At 51.1% G+C, this 16,301-nt stretch carries 17 protein-coding genes and 1 tRNA gene; 7 read left to right on the plus strand and 11 right to left on the minus strand.

What is annotated here, in order from left to right:
• Window position 1 precedes the first annotated feature (1 nt).
• From IPL17_RS25345 to IPL17_RS25360, 4 genes are all read left to right on the plus strand, one after another.
• A complete protein-coding gene (locus IPL17_RS25345; protein ID WP_345309877.1) occupies window positions 2–1,249 on the plus strand; it encodes a flagellar hook-length control protein FliK in 1,248 nt (415 codons plus the stop codon).
• A 31-nt stretch (window positions 1,250–1,280) separates the two neighbouring features.
• The gene (locus tag IPL17_RS25350) at window positions 1,281–1,691 is read left to right on the plus strand and encodes a flagellar hook capping FlgD N-terminal domain-containing protein (RefSeq protein WP_345309878.1); all 411 of its coding nucleotides are present in this window, start codon (window positions 1,281–1,283) and stop codon (window positions 1,689–1,691) included.
• A gap of 2 nt (window positions 1,692–1,693) precedes the next feature.
• Window positions 1,694–2,119: a TIGR02530 family flagellar biosynthesis protein gene (locus IPL17_RS25355; protein WP_345309879.1), complete on the plus strand. Its 426-nt coding sequence runs from the start codon at window positions 1,694–1,696 to the stop codon at window positions 2,117–2,119.
• 73 nt (window positions 2,120–2,192) lie between these two features.
• Entirely contained in the window at window positions 2,193–3,443 is a 1,251-nt protein-coding gene (locus IPL17_RS25360) for a flagellar hook protein FlgE (protein ID WP_345309880.1), read from the plus strand.
• Window positions 3,444–3,520: 77 nt separating this feature from the next.
• Here IPL17_RS25360 and IPL17_RS25365 read toward each other — a convergent pair whose 3' ends face one another.
• From IPL17_RS25365 to IPL17_RS25415, 11 genes are all read right to left on the minus strand, one after another.
• On the minus strand, window positions 3,521–4,105 hold the full coding sequence (locus IPL17_RS25365) for a hypothetical protein (RefSeq protein ID WP_345309881.1): 585 nt from the start codon (window positions 4,103–4,105) through the stop codon (window positions 3,521–3,523).
• Between the two features lie 58 nt (window positions 4,106–4,163).
• A complete protein-coding gene (locus IPL17_RS25370) occupies window positions 4,164–5,219 on the minus strand; it encodes a hypothetical protein (RefSeq protein ID WP_345309882.1) in 1,056 nt (351 codons plus the stop codon).
• A 3-nt stretch (window positions 5,220–5,222) separates the two neighbouring features.
• Window positions 5,223–6,980, minus strand: coding sequence for a glutamate mutase L (locus tag IPL17_RS25375; protein WP_345309883.1), 1,758 nt, complete (start codon window positions 6,978–6,980; stop codon window positions 5,223–5,225).
• 2 nt (window positions 6,981–6,982) lie between these two features.
• Window positions 6,983–7,681 (minus strand): hypothetical protein, encoded by a 699-nt coding sequence (locus IPL17_RS25380; protein ID WP_345309884.1) that lies wholly within the window; start codon window positions 7,679–7,681, stop codon window positions 6,983–6,985.
• A gap of 1 nt (window position 7,682) precedes the next feature.
• Window positions 7,683–10,196: a hypothetical protein gene (locus IPL17_RS25385; RefSeq protein WP_345309885.1), complete on the minus strand. Its 2,514-nt coding sequence runs from the start codon at window positions 10,194–10,196 to the stop codon at window positions 7,683–7,685.
• Window positions 10,196–10,807, minus strand: coding sequence for a hypothetical protein (locus tag IPL17_RS25390; protein WP_345309886.1), 612 nt, complete (start codon window positions 10,805–10,807; stop codon window positions 10,196–10,198). The genes IPL17_RS25385 and IPL17_RS25390 overlap by 1 nt, the downstream gene beginning before the upstream one ends.
• Window positions 10,807–11,025 (minus strand): DUF6754 domain-containing protein, encoded by a 219-nt coding sequence (locus tag IPL17_RS25395; protein WP_345309887.1) that lies wholly within the window; start codon window positions 11,023–11,025, stop codon window positions 10,807–10,809. The genes IPL17_RS25390 and IPL17_RS25395 overlap by 1 nt, the downstream gene beginning before the upstream one ends.
• Window positions 11,022–11,537: a DUF6754 domain-containing protein gene (locus IPL17_RS25400; RefSeq protein WP_345309888.1), complete on the minus strand. Its 516-nt coding sequence runs from the start codon at window positions 11,535–11,537 to the stop codon at window positions 11,022–11,024. Before IPL17_RS25400 ends, IPL17_RS25395 begins: the two co-directional genes overlap by 4 nt.
• A complete protein-coding gene (locus IPL17_RS25405) occupies window positions 11,534–11,779 on the minus strand; it encodes a hypothetical protein (RefSeq protein ID WP_345309889.1) in 246 nt (81 codons plus the stop codon). The genes IPL17_RS25400 and IPL17_RS25405 overlap by 4 nt, the downstream gene beginning before the upstream one ends.
• Window positions 11,780–11,976: 197 nt before the next feature.
• The gene (locus IPL17_RS25410; RefSeq protein ID WP_345309890.1) at window positions 11,977–13,227 is read right to left on the minus strand and encodes a glucose-1-phosphate adenylyltransferase; all 1,251 of its coding nucleotides are present in this window, start codon (window positions 13,225–13,227) and stop codon (window positions 11,977–11,979) included.
• 333 nt (window positions 13,228–13,560) lie between these two features.
• Window positions 13,561–13,643 (minus strand) — tRNA-Leu (locus IPL17_RS25415).
• A 54-nt stretch (window positions 13,644–13,697) separates the two neighbouring features.
• On the opposite strand from IPL17_RS25415, the gene ychF reads away from it, so the two are divergent.
• The 3 genes from ychF to IPL17_RS25430 all read left to right on the plus strand — a co-directional run bounded on the left by ychF (window position 13,698) and on the right by IPL17_RS25430 (window position 16,281).
• On the plus strand, window positions 13,698–14,762 hold the full coding sequence (gene ychF, locus IPL17_RS25420; RefSeq protein WP_345309891.1) for a redox-regulated ATPase YchF: 1,065 nt from the start codon (window positions 13,698–13,700) through the stop codon (window positions 14,760–14,762).
• A 99-nt stretch (window positions 14,763–14,861) separates the two neighbouring features.
• Window positions 14,862–15,383 (plus strand): hypothetical protein, encoded by a 522-nt coding sequence (locus tag IPL17_RS25425; RefSeq protein WP_345309892.1) that lies wholly within the window; start codon window positions 14,862–14,864, stop codon window positions 15,381–15,383.
• A complete protein-coding gene (locus IPL17_RS25430) occupies window positions 15,343–16,281 on the plus strand; it encodes a hypothetical protein (RefSeq protein ID WP_345309893.1) in 939 nt (312 codons plus the stop codon). The genes IPL17_RS25425 and IPL17_RS25430 overlap by 41 nt, the downstream gene beginning before the upstream one ends.
• The last annotated feature ends 20 nt before the right edge of the window (window positions 16,282–16,301 follow it).

Here is a 16,301-nt window from a genome sequence, read left to right on the forward strand (position 1 = left end):
CATGACAATTAACTTTCCAATGATATTTAAAACTCCCTCAACTGATGGGCTGTCTGTGAAATCCCAACCCAGGGATCTTGAAACCACCGCGCCAGTTCCATTTGATGAGTTTTTGAAGGATGAAGAAAAAAAACTTCAGCAGGAACAGGAAGTCAGCGCGTCTTCAGTTGCCGCTGTTTTGTCGGCGCTGCAACCCCACCCCGTATCAGTCACAGCTGCGTCTGTCCAAGTGACAGACGGGGAGGGGGAGAGCGTTAACTCTGACGGCATGCGCGCTTCAACTCTCCAGCCGATCACTGCTCAGCAGTCTGTGAGCGGCCTTTCATCCCAGGCAGGCATCGCGTCAAGTCTGGTTGAGAATCTAGCGCCTACAGCGGTCAACCAAACAGATGCCGCTCAAACGCAGGCAAATCAAATGTTTGCCGATGATCTATCCACCCCGGAAGTTCCGCAGTCTAACATCAATCCTGTTGGATCAGTGGAAGTTTTTCCTGCGGCCCTGGCGAATCTGGATCCAGACTCTGATCAAGGGGCGATTTTGGAAGAGACGAACAAGAGTTTGAAGGATGTTAAGCCGGATTCTGCAAATACATCCGAAGCGGCTTTCCCTGATCTTCCAGCTATCCAGGCAGTCGGAACACAGAAAATACAGCCAGATCAAGATGACCTGTTACCAGTTCAAATAAAATCCGAAGGTGAAGATCCAATCCCGTCCGCAAAAGAGCAGGAACCAGTTCTTAAGCTTGAAGGCTTGACGATTGCTGCTACGGGTACGGAAGCTCCTGTGGTAAAAGAGGCAGGCAGCTTTTCCATTACCGATGTCAATGTTCAGACCTCTGAAGTGATCCAACAGATCATGAGTCAGATGAAGGTAAGGATGAAAGGCGGCGCCACTTCGATGCGCCTGTTGCTCAATCCAAAAGAATTGGGTGAGATCGAGGTGCAGATGGTCAGGAACACGCAAGGCGTGAGCGTAACCTTCATTGCAGAACAGGCAAATACAGGCAAGATGCTCGAAATCCAAATTAACCAACTACGCCAGTCGCTGAAGGATGCCGGTGTACAACTCACTGACCTCAATTTCAGCCAGCATGATCAACCCAAACAGGAAGGAGGTTTCTTAAGGCAAAGCCCGCAATTCAGTCAATATTTACCTGCCAGCACTCCGCAGACTGAAATCGTGAACAAAGCGCTGGTGCACCCGCAACGAATTGACGGGCTGTCAAATGAAGTCGATTACTTGATCTAAGCTAGAAAAATCATGAAAAAGGAGAAAACAAATGCAAGTAAATAGTGTATCAAGCGCTGTGAATACCCCTGCAAAGGCGGGCGGCACTGCCGCTGCGAACGCGATGGATTCAGCCCAGTTCATGCAGATCCTGATGGCGCAATTAACCCACCAGAACCCGCTGGAACCGATGGATAACAATGAGATGATGAGTCAGTTCTCCCAGCTCAATTCATTGCAGGAATTGCGTGATATTCACACGGCAATGGACAAGGTGTCCGTATCAAATCAGACGGCCTATCTGGCCAGCCTGATCGGCAAAACGGTAAAAGTCAGCCGCCCTGATGGAAAATTTCTGGAAGGCGTTGTGGACGGAGTCCTTGCAGGAAAAGATACCCCCCAGCTTCGGATCGGGACCGAAATTGTGGATTTGAGTGATGTTCTCGAAATTAAAGGAGAATGAATATGTCAGATCCATTTCACGTTCAACTTGGACGGGTAAATGGCGCAGCTGAACAGCCGCTCAAGCCGGCCAGTACAAGCACCTCTGTGCAGGGTACAAGTTTTCTTGAGACGCTTAAAAATGTTCAAGGTGTTCGGTTTTCAAACCATGCGCAAAACCGCATTCAAAGCCGCGATATTAATCTAAACAGTGAGAATGTAGGCCGTTTGGCAGATGCCATTGATAAGGCTGAAAAACGCGGCGGCAAATCTTCTCTCGTGATGCTGGATGACCTGGCTTTTATTGTGAATGTCCAAAGCCGCACAGTGGTCACAGCCCTCGACAAGAATCAGCGCGGTGAAGGTGTGTTTACCCAAATTGACAGCGTTGTTTTTGCCGACCCCGCAGATGGCGGCACCGTAACGCCGTCCATCGATATCAAAGGATAATCCTTTTTTCAAAAACACAGGCTGGCCCTCCTGGAGGAAGCCTGATAACAACAACCCTATAGGAGAAAATAAAATGATCCGCTCAATGTACACCGCAATCAGTTCTTTAAATCTTCAACAGAAATACCTGGATGTCGTTTCCAACAATCTTGCGAATTCAAACACCATCGGCTTCAAAGCCAGCCGCGTACTCTCCCAAGATCAGTTCTCTCAAATGATGAGCCCGGGCTCGTCTCCTACTGCGACACAAGGCGGGGTCAACCCCATTCAGATCGGTCTCGGCGTAAGCCTGGGATATATCTCCTCCAACTTCACCCAGGGTGTACTGCAAAGTACCGGCCGCAATATGGACCTGGGCATTCAGGGCGACGGCTTTTTCATCTATGGCAACGAGAATCGCCGTTATTCACGCGAAGGTTCCATGAGCCTCGATATGGATGGATACCTGGTCAATTCCGCCTCTGGTCTGCGAACACAGGGCTGGCTGGCCGATGCCAGCGGTGCAATCGATAACAATATCCCTGTAGATGACATTAGCATCGTGACTGACAATACCCTGGCGCGCGCCACTGCAACAGTTAACCTGGGCGGGAACTTGAGCGCAGGTACGGCATTAAACGGAACATACAATGTCACCATGGGGGTCTATGATTCCCTGGGCGCATTACAGACCGCCACTGTTCAATTCACTCGCGGCGCGACTGCGGGAGTTACCCCCAATATCACCACTCAATGGTCTTGGGCGCTCGTCAACGACCCCGCCACTGCTGTTGCTGAAGCGGGCGGCGGCACGATCACGTTTGATGAAAACGGCCAGTACGTCTCTGACACACCAGGGGCTCCCATCGTGCTCCAAACCTCAACGGGTGCGGATGCATTCGACCTGACGATCGATTTTTCCAAGCTGACCATGCTGTCAGCGACCAGCACGGTGGCCGTTACCAGTCAGGATGGTCTGCCGGCCGGTACAGTAACCGATGTCTACATCTCGCCCAATGACGGTATCATTTCCCTGATGTATTCGAATGGTATGTCAGAGCAGGTTGGTCAGGTGGCGTTGGCCCGTTTTAATAATCCCACTGGTTTAATGAAAGCGGATGACACCACTTTCCTGCCGGGCTTGAATTCGGGCGATCCCCAGATTGGCGCTGGCAACACCGGCGGACGCGGCTCCATCGCCGCCAGTTATCTTGAAGCCTCAAACGTGGATATGGCGCAGGAGTTCACTAATATGATCCTTGCCCAACGCGGTTTTCAAGCTTCTTCCCGTGTGATCACCACCTCAGATGAGATATTGCAGGAGTTGGTTAACTTGAAGCGCTAGAATATATAAAGCAAAAAAACACGGAACTGTCTATTTTTAGACACTTCCGTGTTTTTTTATTGTGAGAGTAATATTTTTTATCTGTTCAATGCGGGTGAGACGCGTAATCTGCGGGCAAGCAGGATCACGATCACGAAAGCGAGTGCCATTACCACAAGTCCGGGTAGACCAAATTCATCAGCAAATCCGGTTGTCGGCAGGGCAGTTGTCGTCGGCACAACTGTGAGTTGCGCGGCTGCGGCTTGCGTCAGCGCGGCGCCGACTGTGGCAGTTGCGGCTGCAGGGGTGCCGGCGGCCCCGGCTATTGCATTTGTCACGGCTGGATCTGTTGTGCTGGTGGCGGTCGCGGCTTTTACCACCGAGGTCGGCACGGAGGTGGAAGTAGTGGTCGGCAGGCTGACCAGGCCTTCAAAAGTGGCGGTCAGCGCCTGATTGATAAAGGCGGCTGCGGTTGCTGTTGAATTTGCACTGACTTGAGCTTGCTGCGTTCCAGTATTGATCCGGTTCCGGCCAAACAAATACACGCCCACAAGACAGGCAACCGAGATCAATATGATCCCGCCCAAAATTCCAACCGCGACCATAAAAGTGCGATTGTTATTTGACTCCTCCGCGGGTTGGGCTTCGGTACCATCATCAAAATTGGGTTCATCGAAAGACATGCAGCACTCTCCTGATCATGATTTCATTGCAAATTTTTGAATAGCATTCACGGGATAATTATCCCACAACTTCAAGGTTTACGAGAGGCGCGATAATGATTTCGCCATTTTCAAGCTTTACTTCCGCTGAAGACGCGCGCAATCCGCTGGGAAGTGTGGTCAGGCCGGATGGCAGGGAAATGATCGAGCCGATCATTCCAAAGGCCGGCGGACGGCGCATCCTCACCTGCAAACCCGGCGCGAAAAATTCTGTTTCGTTTGGCAGGGTTGGTTCGGAAGACGTTGGAAGTTGAATGATGACTTCCGGACGCGCGCCGCTATAGCGATCATAGATTTCCGCGTTTAAAGTGATGTCACGCTTGGCGTTTGTGCTGAGTAGTTTGAACGCAGCAGAATTCATCGGCGCGGAACCAATGCCATCGGTTACCATGATCGGGAACCGCACCTCACGCGCCTGCTGTATCAGCGTTGGAGATAAACTCGAAAGGATCAATCCGCGCACAGGCAGGTCGGCGGCGGCTTTCAAGGTTTCGCTGTCTTGAATCATACAGGCGAGCAGGATCGAACCACGCAGGCTCACATCAAGACGATTAACAGTAAGCATACCATTGGGTTTTTCGGCAATATTTACCAGCGACCCGGAATCAATACGGCCATTGCCCCAGACCCCCTGCACCAATGTCCCGGCCGTCTGGATGACAGCGCCGCGATTAGGGATGATTTGAATGATCGTGCCGGGAATGCCGGCGCGTAACTCGATCTTGGTTTCACCGACTTCCATGAGGACCTGTCCGCCGCCGGCAATGACAACAGTTCCATCACGCGGCGCGGTCACTCTGCGCGGAAAGAGGCCTCTGCCTACTGCGATCTCTGCGCCAGCTTTGAGATGGTCTTCGAGCTTGCATTGGATGATCCGATCGGCGGCATCGGGAGAAATATGCAATGTGCGGGCAACATCGAGCAGCACATGCTCGCGCGACCATTTCGCTTCAGCAATGACATCGTTCGGGCTGACCTTTTGGTTGAGACGCGCAAGCACCGTCCCTTCAATGGGAAGGAGTCGTTCACGCACAATGGAAGTCAATCCGACAATATGATTTACAGGCGCTTGCATGGGCTATTCGCCTCCCAATGTCCAATTCCATTTTTTGATCAACTCGTGACGGCGGACTGTGTCAGCAGGCAGATCCAAAGGACGCCCGCGCCCATCAAATACCACACCAAGCGCGCCGCCACTGACTGTGATCTCCTTGCCGCGATTGGGACCAAAACCCACATCTGCACCATGCAAACACTGAATGGTTAATTTCCCCGTCTCGCCTGTGGCTAGTGGAAGTGTTTCGATGCTTCCATACTTTAATTCCACACGCGCTTCCACGCCGTTTTCATAGGTTAATTTTCCACGCAGAATGGGTACCCCAATACTTGCAGAAACGACGGGGGAGATCACGGTTCCAATACTGAGGAATGCGCCTGATTCAATGACCTGAACGGGAAGTATGTTGTTTTGCGAAGCGGCGGCTCCCAATAATGGAAGCAGGTTATTTTGGTCGAGGATGACGGTGGTCACACCCACAGGCTGGAGCGAGTCGAGGAGCACCAGCAAGCCCTGACCGGGGTGCGAAGCGCCCGTCAATATCGCGCCGCCCGCGAGAATCGGTTCAAACAGTGGGGTCAATGTCGGCTTGATGAACGCGATATCGCGCGGAAAATCGCGGCGCGCAGATTGCATGGCAAGATAAAGCACCTGTCTCGCGACTGCCTGCGACATGGCGAGATCTTCCAAGGTCGCGGCGATGGCAGATGGATATAATGACTTTTGATAAAGATAATCGCGCAGAACGCTGGCGGGAATATCAAGCGGTGACCAGCGTAAAATATTTTCAAGTGATGTGTAATTTAGCAGGGCTGACAAATTCTCTCCCAGCCCGAATTGCGGATACACGTTCAGGGTGGATTTATTTTTGAAGCCCGCAGAGATCACTGTGGCGGAAGCACCAATATCCACACTGAGGATTCCTTTTTTAGCGCCGTAAACTTTTGAAAGAAAACGCACCATGCGGCCGGTGGCGTACGCGGTCGGCAGGATATGTCCGCCGGACCATAGATCCAAAACATCCACGCCTTTGATCTGTTGTTTGCGGATGTTAATGACCATGCGCGCTAATTCACGCTGTGCCGGTTCAAGGTCTTCGGTTTCAAGCGAAGGACGAACATTGGGGCTAATGTGCAGAGAGGGGGCCAGCGATCCGACCAGGGATTTTACATCCTTTGAAATTTTCTCGTTGCCCGCGAATAATACTGCGGGGCGTTTTTCAGGTGGCAGGAGATAGCTCGCAAGCCCGATCGGCTCAAGTAATTTTTGAATGGAACGGGACGCGCCGCCATCCGTCCCGCCGGTAATCACCACAAGGTCAGGCCGTGCGCGCAGGATGCTGTCTATTTTTTGTTCGGGCTTGCGATGATCTGTCAAGCCAATGGTTTCAACGATACGCGCATAGGTGGACTCGCTTAATCTGCGTGCACTTTCCAGCGAGACTTCCTTTAGCAAGCCCACAACAACGGCGCGGATGGTTGGGCCGGCCGACAGTGTCACCACCATCGCATCCACACCCGAACCATTGGGCTGGCTCGGTGTAATGAAACCACCGTTTGCATCGAGCATGGGCTTTCCAAGGATCGTCTGCAGGCTTGTGATGGCATTGCGCACACCTTCGCTCACATCCCTGAACGGGGACTCAGCCGTGGAGGGCGCGCTGCCCGATGCCACAAAGCGATATTCGCCTTCGACCACGTCGAACAGGACGGCACGCGTATTTGCTGCGCCGACATCTACCGCAAGAAGTGAATTACCATCGATCAATGATGTGGTCATGATTACAGGAAGTTCCCAAGGAAGTTTATAAGCGACATAATGCGTTCGATCAGCGCGGTCAGCGCGGCAGCATAGACACCCGCGAATACTGTTCCCAGCGTGATGCCGATGAAAATGCGTCCGACCCATGCGGAGATCTCGATCAATCCCAGTCGCCTGGTGGAACCGTCCGCCTTTATGCTTGCGCCGAAATGAAAATAGGTGAGTGTAAATACTGTGCCTAATAGCACGATTCCGCCGTTGAAGATCGCTTCGATCAAACTGATATTGCGCGCACTGGCGGAAGCAAGGTCAAATGCGTTGATGCCTGCCATTACCTGCGGCAGGAGCGTTCCGCTCACTGCCCCGGCAATGGCCACTGCCGCACCCACACCCGCCAAAAATGCCATGACGATTCCACCCAGACCCGCGAATCTCGCTGATGTTTTCATGAGGATCAATACTGCGCCAAACAATGGCACAAGGACAAGTACTTTCTCTGTCAGTGGTCCGTCAGATATCATGGCCGCCATCAAAGGCTGGATGAGTCGCGGCCAGATCACCTGCCACCATGCGACTGCGGCAATATATCCCGAAGAAACACCAACGAAAATATAGAGCGCGATCTTAAACAGCGGATTATCGCCGATCAGGTAACTGAAGATAAGCAGGGTAAACAAAAAGCTCAAAACAGCGGTGATCAGATCAAGAGGGATGGCCATCTTATTTTTCCTCCCTCGCTGCGACGCGGTCACGAAGCCCGAAGGCAAAACTGATCAGCCCGCCGCTTAAGATCAATGCCATGGCAAGCAGCATGCCAATACTATAGGCGTCCCAATATTTCCTTGAAATCCCGGAGCCGCCGCTCATATTCTGCTCGAAGACCGCGCTGCCATATATTCCGCTCACCAAACCGCGAATCTGACTTGAATCATAGTACGGCTGAATCATCGGCGCAGATTGCGCGCTGGAAATGGCAACAACTGGAATTTCCCCGCGCTCCGATGAAGTTTGCTCGATCCATGCGCGGACGGAATTGGCATTGTCCGTGATGATGATCAATGCCGCAAATTGTGATAAGGATGTGGTGTCTCTTAATTGGGGAAATACAAAGACTGGATCCTGTGCAAACGCGTGGATGCCCATCTGGCCGCCGGGCAGGTAGCCCAGGTTTAGATGCTGAATTCCGCTTTGGTCAGAGTCAGCCAGGGGACCGGAAATGAAGCGTTCTGCGAGGATCGCGCCGGTCTCGCTGGTGGAGATGAAAGTAAAGTTTGGATTTCGCATCAGGTTGAACATCGGCGATGCCGCGGCTTCCATTTCTCCAGCGCGGGCAGGTTCATAATCAAAAACCACGAGTACGGGCGCGCCTTCAGGGATGGCCTGTGATACGAGCAGCGCTCCGCTGATCTCAGATGGAACGCCCACGGGCAAGGCAAAGATCTGTGTACGCAGGAATGATACGGCCCCCAACGCTGCGATCAAGACAAAAGCGATAAACCAGCGCAAGCCCTTGGAGGTGGGCAGCGTCGAGAAGGAAGCGATCGGGTCAGGCGCGGTTTCTGCCGCCAATATCTGCTCGAGCATTGCGGCCTGTGCCTGTTGTTCTTCGCTGGCCTGCAACTTGATCGAATATGTTTTGGGTTTACTGGAGGGCGTGAAGCCTGGCACTGACGGAAGTACGCCTTGGAAACCAACCAGCGCACCGCGTGATTCAAAGGTTTCATCGTTTGGATCTGATCGTGAAGTGCCAGCCTCAAGCGGCCGCATTGCCTTTACCCAGGACGGCAATTCACTGGGTGTAAGTGAATCTACGTTGCTTGCGGCGGGTGCAGATACCGAAGAATCCTCGACTGCGTTCGAAAGCCAATCCGGCATGTCGGTAAAGAGCGAGTCCATGTTGTAATTTGACTGCGCATCCGGTGTAAATGCAGGTGCTTGCTGCGATTCCTCTGTCGAAAACGCGGGCGTCAATTGGGGCGGGGATTGGTCCTCAGCTGGATTGGATGATTTAAAAGAATTAAGCCAATCTTCATCAGAAGTCGGGGGTGTTTGATCGGCAGGCAGGTCAGAGTAGATCGACGATTGCGGCGCGGCGGCCTTTAGCCAGTTTGGAATGTCACCGAGCGGCAGGTCTTCCTGGGCGGGCTGTTCCTCTTTGCCGGGCTGCTCGGAAGCCGATGATGATGCAGATAGCCATGCAGGCATCTCAAAACTGTCAGAAGATTCAAAAGGTAATACTTCTTCACTCTTAAGCCAGGGCGGCGTCGCGGCTGGTGTGGATGGTTCAGATTCGCTGGATTGCAGACTTTTCATCCAATCCGGTAAACTGTCGTTGGATGATATTTCGGCCGCTTCAGATCCATTTGAAACAGGTTCTGAAAAAGAGGCAGATTCAGCGCTTTCAATGTTCGCCTGTGAGCCGCGCAGTGAACTTAACCAGTTTGGTTCATCCTCAGACGGCAAAGCAGAGTCTTTTGTGCTGTCTGAGGATTCAGCATTGTTGAAAAATGAGGCGCTATTTTTTGAGGCGTCTTCACCGAGTTGATGCAGCCAATCCGCTGTAGCCAGGGATTCCGGGGCTGGATCGAACGGCTTGAGTGGAACATTCTCATTCTTTGTCTCATGTTCTGCAGACATCTGACGCAGCCACTCCGGCGTTTCAGATGAAGTGATAATGGTGTCCTGTGGCTGCGCGTCTTGTGATTGCGGGTCATCGCTTGCTCCACGGAGCCAATTCATAACGTCATTTTTTTCTTCGGATGACGATTCTGCGGATGGTTCTTCCTGTGTAAAATCTTTTGCGCCGCCCAGTTCCACCCAGCGTATTTCGGAAGATTCTGCTTCAGGTTTATTGATTTTTGGCGAGTCGCCGGTGATGCCGGCGAGCCAATCAGGAATACCTTCGTCGTCGCTGTCTGCCTGGGATTGCAAACCAGCTAACAGGTCGGAATTGGATGCAGGGAACGTATCCTGTGATTGTTTGCCATTTTGAGGAGCGGCATCATCGTTCGCAGACTTGCGCGCGGAATCGCGCGCATCCCTTAACCATTGTGGCAGGATCGGTTCAAGTTCTGCTGTATTTTTTTTTGTGGGAGCCTGCCCGGGTTTGATCGGAGAGTCTGCTCCTTTTAGCGCTCCTGTCAGCGGCTCCAGCCGTGATTGACAAAACAGGCAGAATTCCTGATCTGAAAAATTGTTTTGACCGCAAACGGGACACTTAATAAGGTCTGCCATTAGTTGCCCCCATACGGACGATCAGCGCCAAACAGGATACGCAGACCGGTCGTCAATGTGCCGAGCGCCACGCCGATCAAAATTCCGCGCGCGCCGCCCAACGCCAATATTTGAGTGATCCATGGCTTTACCAATGATCCAAGCAGGGGAATATTTCCGAAAGGCAGCGTGGCTGACCCAAGAATAAGCAGTACGGCTGTAGCCAAAAAAACGACGCTCATCAAATCTGCGCGGCGGCGTAAAAGACGGATGGCTGCGTAGATCAATGAGACGGTCAACAGACCCATCAGCGATGCTTCAACAGGAATGATGATACCGTTCATCAGGATCGCCATCGTACTATGATCGGGCCGTAGGATGATGCCGCCTGCGAAAGTCGCTGTCAGGGCGATGACAAGGATCGCGCTATATACGCTTCCTTTTTGCTGACTGCGGATTTTATTTGTATGAACAGATATCAAATTAAAAATCCCAACGAGCGCAGCCATGCCTGCAAGGACAATTGCCCAGTTCAATAAAAGCGTTTGGATAGCCGCGAGCACCGGAAAGAAATAACCACCCAACACTAAAACTCCCGCGGCAATGGCAATGACTGCTGTAAATACTCGCATTAGATCACCCCAAAAAACTTTGCTGCAGCTCCGCCCAACAAAGAGAGGATCACCAGCCAGCGTAGAATGTCCTGAACGGTCAGGCTGGCCGCGTGGGAAGCGCCCGCGCCAAGATAAGCGCCTGTTGCAAAAAGTTCTTCACCGATCAGGGCGTCATTTGTATTTGCGTATAAAACCGCTTGACCGCTTAACTCGTCGCTTGCGCCAATGCTGATCACATTTTCGCGGTCTGATGCTTCGCGAGCAGACCGGCTTCCGGACCAAAATGCCCGATCATGATATTGGCTGAAACATTTTCATTTTGTGAGATGTGCATCGCGCCGGCGGCGTATCCAAAGGGGCTTAACCCGGTTACACGACCATTGGTAGGAATATATAACTCATTCACGCCGGCGGCTTGATAGCCGGACTGCAAGGTGTCCTGCGCCAGCAAGCCGAGGGCGGCGTCGCCGGCAGAAGCAATGGAGGGTTCGTCGCTCACTGAGGTGCGTTCTGCAATATGACGCAGCATCGCCAATCCCGCAAAGGCGGGACCGCCGCGCGCATCCAGCAGGCTTCCAGACCCGAGTGATATGTGCAGGCGTGTGCCATCTTCAATGCTAAGTCCGAGTGTGCGATATAGCCGTATCAACGCGGGAATCTCCCGCAGGACTGATGGCGATCTTCGTTTCCACAATGTAATCGCAAAGAGCAGGAATGCGCTGATGATGATAATGATCAACTCGTTCATACGGAGGCTCTCTCTTGAACAAGGAACGAAGCGAAGGCGCGCGCTTCATCATCTTCTTCCAATGTCACTGCCAGGGCTGTTATTTGATCGTTCTCGAATAATCCCCGGCTAAAGTAAAGCGCCTGCGCTCCAAGCATGGCCAAAGGACTTCCTGCTTCAAGGAGCGAGGCGGTCAGTTCGTGAAGTTGATAACGTCGCAAGGTCTCTGCCCAGCGCGGCCAATATTCGCGCGATGACTTCATATAATGCGAGTATAGCATAATTTAAGGTTGGCTCGCGCACGGGAGGCGTTTAGAAGCGGATTATGTTTCAATGAAGAAGGCTCCTCATTGCTATCAACATATTTGCACAAAACTTCCCGCAGGTAATTATTCAAGACTGTTTATAGTCGAAACCTGCGGGAAGTTGGATTGAACAAATTCAGAAGAGAGAGGATGATCTATGACGGGGCGATACGCGTCCCGGCGGGGATCGTCACATCCTTCGGGATCACTACAATGCCGTCCCGCACATACCATTTTTCATTGTCAATATCCGCGTTGCGCGGGAAGGGCAGCATGACCACATCATCGCCAATGCGTACATTCTTATCCAGAATGGCGCCTTCGATATGACAGTTCGCGCCAATGCCAATGGGGAGTCCTTCATCATCACGCTCGTAATAATCCGAGCCCATCATGATGGTATCCTTGATAGTGCAGCCCGCCGATATCTGACTGCGCGTGCCAATGATCGAGTGCGAAATGTCAGATCGTAGAATGCGGCTGCCATCCGAGATCAACACATTTTGAAGTTTGCTGTCCTCGATAATTGAACTTGGCAGAAAGCGTGTGTCGGTATAGATCGGCAGTTTGGGATCGTAAAAATTAAATGGGGTTTCAGGCGTGGTCAGCGCAAGGTTCGTTTCGTAGAAGGATCGGATCGTTCCAATATCCTGCCAGTAACCGTCAAAATCGAAACCAAACACTGAATGGGTCTTGATCGCCTGCGGGATAATGTCACTGCCAAAATCATGGTAACTGGGGAAGTTGGCCAGCAATTCCATCAGGATTTTCGTCTTAAACATATAAATGCCCATCGATCCAAGGAACGGGCGGGCCGGGTCATCACGGCTGACGAATTTCGCCTGGGTCTCTGCATCCCTGGGCTTCTCGACAAAGGAGGAGATTTTTCCATTTGTTTCCCGTTTCAAAATTCCGAAACGAGGCGCTTCTTCCCGCAGAACCGGCTGGACAGCCACTGTCACATCGGCTTTAGTTGCCCAGTGATATTCAGCCAGAGCCTTGTAATCCATGCGATAGAGATGATCGCCGGCAAGGATCAACACATTCTTGGCTCCGCTGGATTGGATCTCAAGCGTTTGCTTGCGGACCGCGTCTGCCGTGCCCTGATACCAGTCTGCGCTTTCCATGGTTTGTTCCGCAGCCCAGATCTGCACCCAGCCTGTATGGAAGGCATCGAAGTTATATGTGTGCGAAATGTGGCGATGCAGGGAGACTGAATTGAATTGCGTCAGGACCGCAATTCGATAGATCTCTGAATTAATGCAATTACTAATGGGAATGTCGATCAGACGATACTTGCCCGCAATTGGAACAGCGGGCTTCGAGCGCATTTGGGTCAGCGGATACAGGCGTGCACCGCGACCTCCACCCAGGATCACAGCAAGGATATCGTTTATTGATGGCATGATGGTGCCTCCTGGATTTATTTTACTTTTATTTTGATTTCCTGCTAATGTTTTAAGCCCATCATTTTTCGTACATTATGCATGATGTACGCGATCGGATACAACAGCAAGATCAACAGATCGATCGCGGCAAAGAACAGGGTAAGTTTCATCTTGCACCTCCAATAAAATGGCTGGTATGAATAGTATAAAGTTATCTACGCTTTCACGGCGAAAAAAGTTGCCTCATTAACGATTCTACAATTCCAAAAAATCAATGTCAACGCATAGTGATAAATTCTAATAAAACTCAAACGTCCTCTCGTAATGAGAGGACGTCGAGTATAATCTTTGTGCCGAAGGAGGGAATCGAACCCTCATTCCCGTAGGGAACACGATTTTGAGTCGTGCGCGTCTGCCTATTCCGCCACTCCGGCTTTCGGTTGTTTAGCGCCCGCTAGTATAACAAACTCTCACTGATAAGGTCAAGCATGAAACTAGGAATCATAGGATTACCCCAATCTGGAAAGACCACCATTTACAACGCCCTCACGCGCGGAAATACTCCCACCACCGCCTCGGCGGGGCGTATCGAAGTTCACAACGCCGTTGTGGATGTCCCCGACCCGCGCGTGACCAAACTCTCAGGCATGTTCAACCCGAGAAAGACCATCTACGCCAAAGTGACATACGCGGATATTGCCGGGCTGGAAGCTGGTTCCGCCAAAAGCGGCATCTCCGGGCAACTGTTGAATCAACTCAACCAAATGGACGGTTTGATCCTCGTCGTACGCGGTTTCACAGACGAGAACGTCATGCATCCAAGTGGAAGTATTGACCCGATGCGCGATGCCGATAGTATGTTAACCGAACTGCTGTTGAACGATTTGATCGCGGTTGAAAGAAAGCTGGAAAAACTAATCGAGGAACGCAAAAAGGGCGGCACGGATAAAACGCTGAATGCGCGCCAGACAGAATTGTTCGAAAAATTAAACAAGACTCTTTCGGATAACAAACCTTTGCGAAGTATGGAGTTCACGAATGATGAACACAGGGAACTGGCAAGTTTTGGTCTGCTGACACGCAAACCCATCCTCACTGTTTTCAATATGGGTGAGGGACAAACTGCTCCCGATACTCAAGGCAAGCTTGACCACCCTTCCGTTGCGTTGATGGGAAAACTCGAAATGGAGATCGCCCAACTGAGCGCGGAGGATGCGGCTGTCTTCATGGAAGAATACGGCATCAAGGAATTAAGTTTGAGCCGCATGATCAACCTTTCGTACGATCTGCTGCAAGTGCAAACCTTCTTCACCGTTGGCGAAGACGAAGTGCGCGCGTGGACAACCAAACGCGGCGCGACCGCGCAAGAATCTGCGGGTGAGATCCACACCGATCTGTCGCGCGGATTTGTACGGGCGGAAGTGGTCGCCTACGAAGACCTGATCAGCCTCGGGTCGATGAATGAAGCGAAAGCCAAAGGGAAGTTCAGACTCGAAGGCAAGGAATATCCTGTTAAGGATGGCGATATCATGCACGTCCGATCCAGCTTGTAACGAACCAGGTATGTTTTGTATATCTTATAATAAGTGAGGGTGCAGCTTTCGCCCTCACTTATTATTTCAAAAGATGATCGTTTAGCGACAAGAAAAAATATGACGAATCCATTCTTACAAAAACTTTCAAAAGTCGGTCAGTTTTTTTTGGATGTTCTTTTTAAACCGCTTGAGTCCCTTTCCGCAAAATGGGCTGTGACCATCCTGCTGGCGGGCTTGTTCAGCGCAGGCTTATTACATTGGGGATTCTTCCTGGATTGGTTCAATAACCGCTTTGATATTCAAGATTGGCACCTGCATGTCGGTCCTTATCTGGATTTCTTAAGTAAGGCTTTCAGAAGCGGACAATTTCCACTGCACGCGGATTCTGCCTATATCATTCCTTCGCAATATCTTGCCAGACAAAATCGTCCCTTCTCGCCTCAAATTCTTTTGCTGTATTTCCTGAACCCGTCCACCTATGTGCTTGTCAATGTCTGGATCTTTTATAGCCTGAGTTTCGCAGGTCTTTTGTTGATCCGCGCCAGATATCAACTTTCGTTTGTTTCCTTTCTTTCGATTTTTCTGCTTTTCAATTTGAATGGGCACATCGTTGCTCACATTGGGAGTCGGTCACTTTGAGTGGGTGGGGTATTTTCTCCTGCCATTTTATGTTCTGCTTGTTTTGAAAATGGTGGAGGGAGAGCGTACCGGCTGGAAGTGGCTGCTCGCCATGTGTCTGGTCTTGCTGATAATTGTCCTGCAGGGAGCCGCGCACTTCTATATCTATTGTATAAGTTTCCTGCTTTTACTGGGACTGTTCCAGCCGCAATATTTCTCCACTATGATGAAGGCAGTCATTCTGAGCGCCCTGCTGAGTATGATCCGAATTCTGCCTCCCGCTCTTCAGTTTGCTGGCGGCACCGGGCTTAAATACCTGGGAGGGTTCACATCAGTTCTTCAATTGCTGCAAGCATTCATCGCGGAGAATAGTCAGGGGTTTTGGGAAAAAGCGTATTATGTAGGTGTGCTGGGTTTTGCCTTCCTGCTTTACTTCGGGGTCATCAAAAATTGGGCGAAAGCTGAGAAATATCGTCCACTGTACCTTCCCATTATGGTTATGTTTTTTTTCTCGATAGGGTCAACCTATCTGCCGCTCTTTAGTTCTCATATTCCATTTTTAGACTCGCAGCGTGCGCCAACCCGTTTTGTGATCGTCCCGCTGGTGTTTTTGATCACATTCGCGGGAATCCAGATCCAATCTCATTTCACTGAATGGGGACAAAAAGACTGGGAAAAGAAGATTCTGGTTTTGTTCGGTGGAGGATTGATGGCGTATGACCTGATCATTCATTCCCGCACCTGGAGCCTTGTAAATTTTGGTGATTCCAAACGGTCAACTGAGATCATCGAAGTGGTTGTGGGAAATTATTCGGACCCTGCCTATGTAACCACCCTTATAATAGGGTTTGCATGTTCAATCCTTACTCTGATCGTTCTGATTACCCTTGCAGTCCGTGAGCGGAAACGATCCGCTTAATTTATTAACCATAAGAAATA

The organism is Candidatus Villigracilis saccharophilus, from assembly GCF_016711665.1.

Excerpts from the sequence above, each read along its gene's own strand:
- IPL17_RS25345 (WP_345309877.1), top strand. The coding sequence starts at position 2 with ATGACAATTAACTTTCCAATGATATTTAAAACTCCCTCAACTGATGGG.
- IPL17_RS25350 (WP_345309878.1), top strand. The coding sequence starts at position 1,281 with ATGCAAGTAAATAGTGTATCAAGCGCTGTGAATACCCCTGCAAAGGCG.
- IPL17_RS25355 (WP_345309879.1), top strand. The coding sequence starts at position 1,694 with ATGTCAGATCCATTTCACGTTCAACTTGGACGGGTAAATGGCGCAGCT.
- IPL17_RS25360 (WP_345309880.1), top strand. The coding sequence starts at position 2,193 with ATGATCCGCTCAATGTACACCGCAATCAGTTCTTTAAATCTTCAACAG.
- IPL17_RS25365 (WP_345309881.1), bottom strand. The coding sequence starts at position 4,105 with ATGTCTTTCGATGAACCCAATTTTGATGATGGTACCGAAGCCCAACCC.
- IPL17_RS25370 (WP_345309882.1), bottom strand. The coding sequence starts at position 5,219 with ATGCAAGCGCCTGTAAATCATATTGTCGGATTGACTTCCATTGTGCGT.
- IPL17_RS25375 (WP_345309883.1), bottom strand. The coding sequence starts at position 6,980 with ATGACCACATCATTGATCGATGGTAATTCACTTCTTGCGGTAGATGTC.
- IPL17_RS25380 (WP_345309884.1), bottom strand. The coding sequence starts at position 7,681 with ATGGCCATCCCTCTTGATCTGATCACCGCTGTTTTGAGCTTTTTGTTT.
- IPL17_RS25385 (WP_345309885.1), bottom strand. The coding sequence starts at position 10,196 with ATGGCAGACCTTATTAAGTGTCCCGTTTGCGGTCAAAACAATTTTTCA.
- IPL17_RS25390 (WP_345309886.1), bottom strand. The coding sequence starts at position 10,807 with ATGCGAGTATTTACAGCAGTCATTGCCATTGCCGCGGGAGTTTTAGTG.
- IPL17_RS25400 (WP_345309888.1), bottom strand. The coding sequence starts at position 11,537 with ATGAACGAGTTGATCATTATCATCATCAGCGCATTCCTGCTCTTTGCG.
- IPL17_RS25405 (WP_345309889.1), bottom strand. The coding sequence starts at position 11,779 with ATGAAGTCATCGCGCGAATATTGGCCGCGCTGGGCAGAGACCTTGCGA.
- IPL17_RS25410 (WP_345309890.1), bottom strand. The coding sequence starts at position 13,227 with ATGCCATCAATAAACGATATCCTTGCTGTGATCCTGGGTGGAGGTCGC.
- ychF (WP_345309891.1), top strand. The coding sequence starts at position 13,698 with ATGAAACTAGGAATCATAGGATTACCCCAATCTGGAAAGACCACCATT.
- IPL17_RS25425 (WP_345309892.1), top strand. The coding sequence starts at position 14,862 with ATGACGAATCCATTCTTACAAAAACTTTCAAAAGTCGGTCAGTTTTTT.
- IPL17_RS25430 (WP_345309893.1), top strand. The coding sequence starts at position 15,343 with ATGGGCACATCGTTGCTCACATTGGGAGTCGGTCACTTTGAGTGGGTG.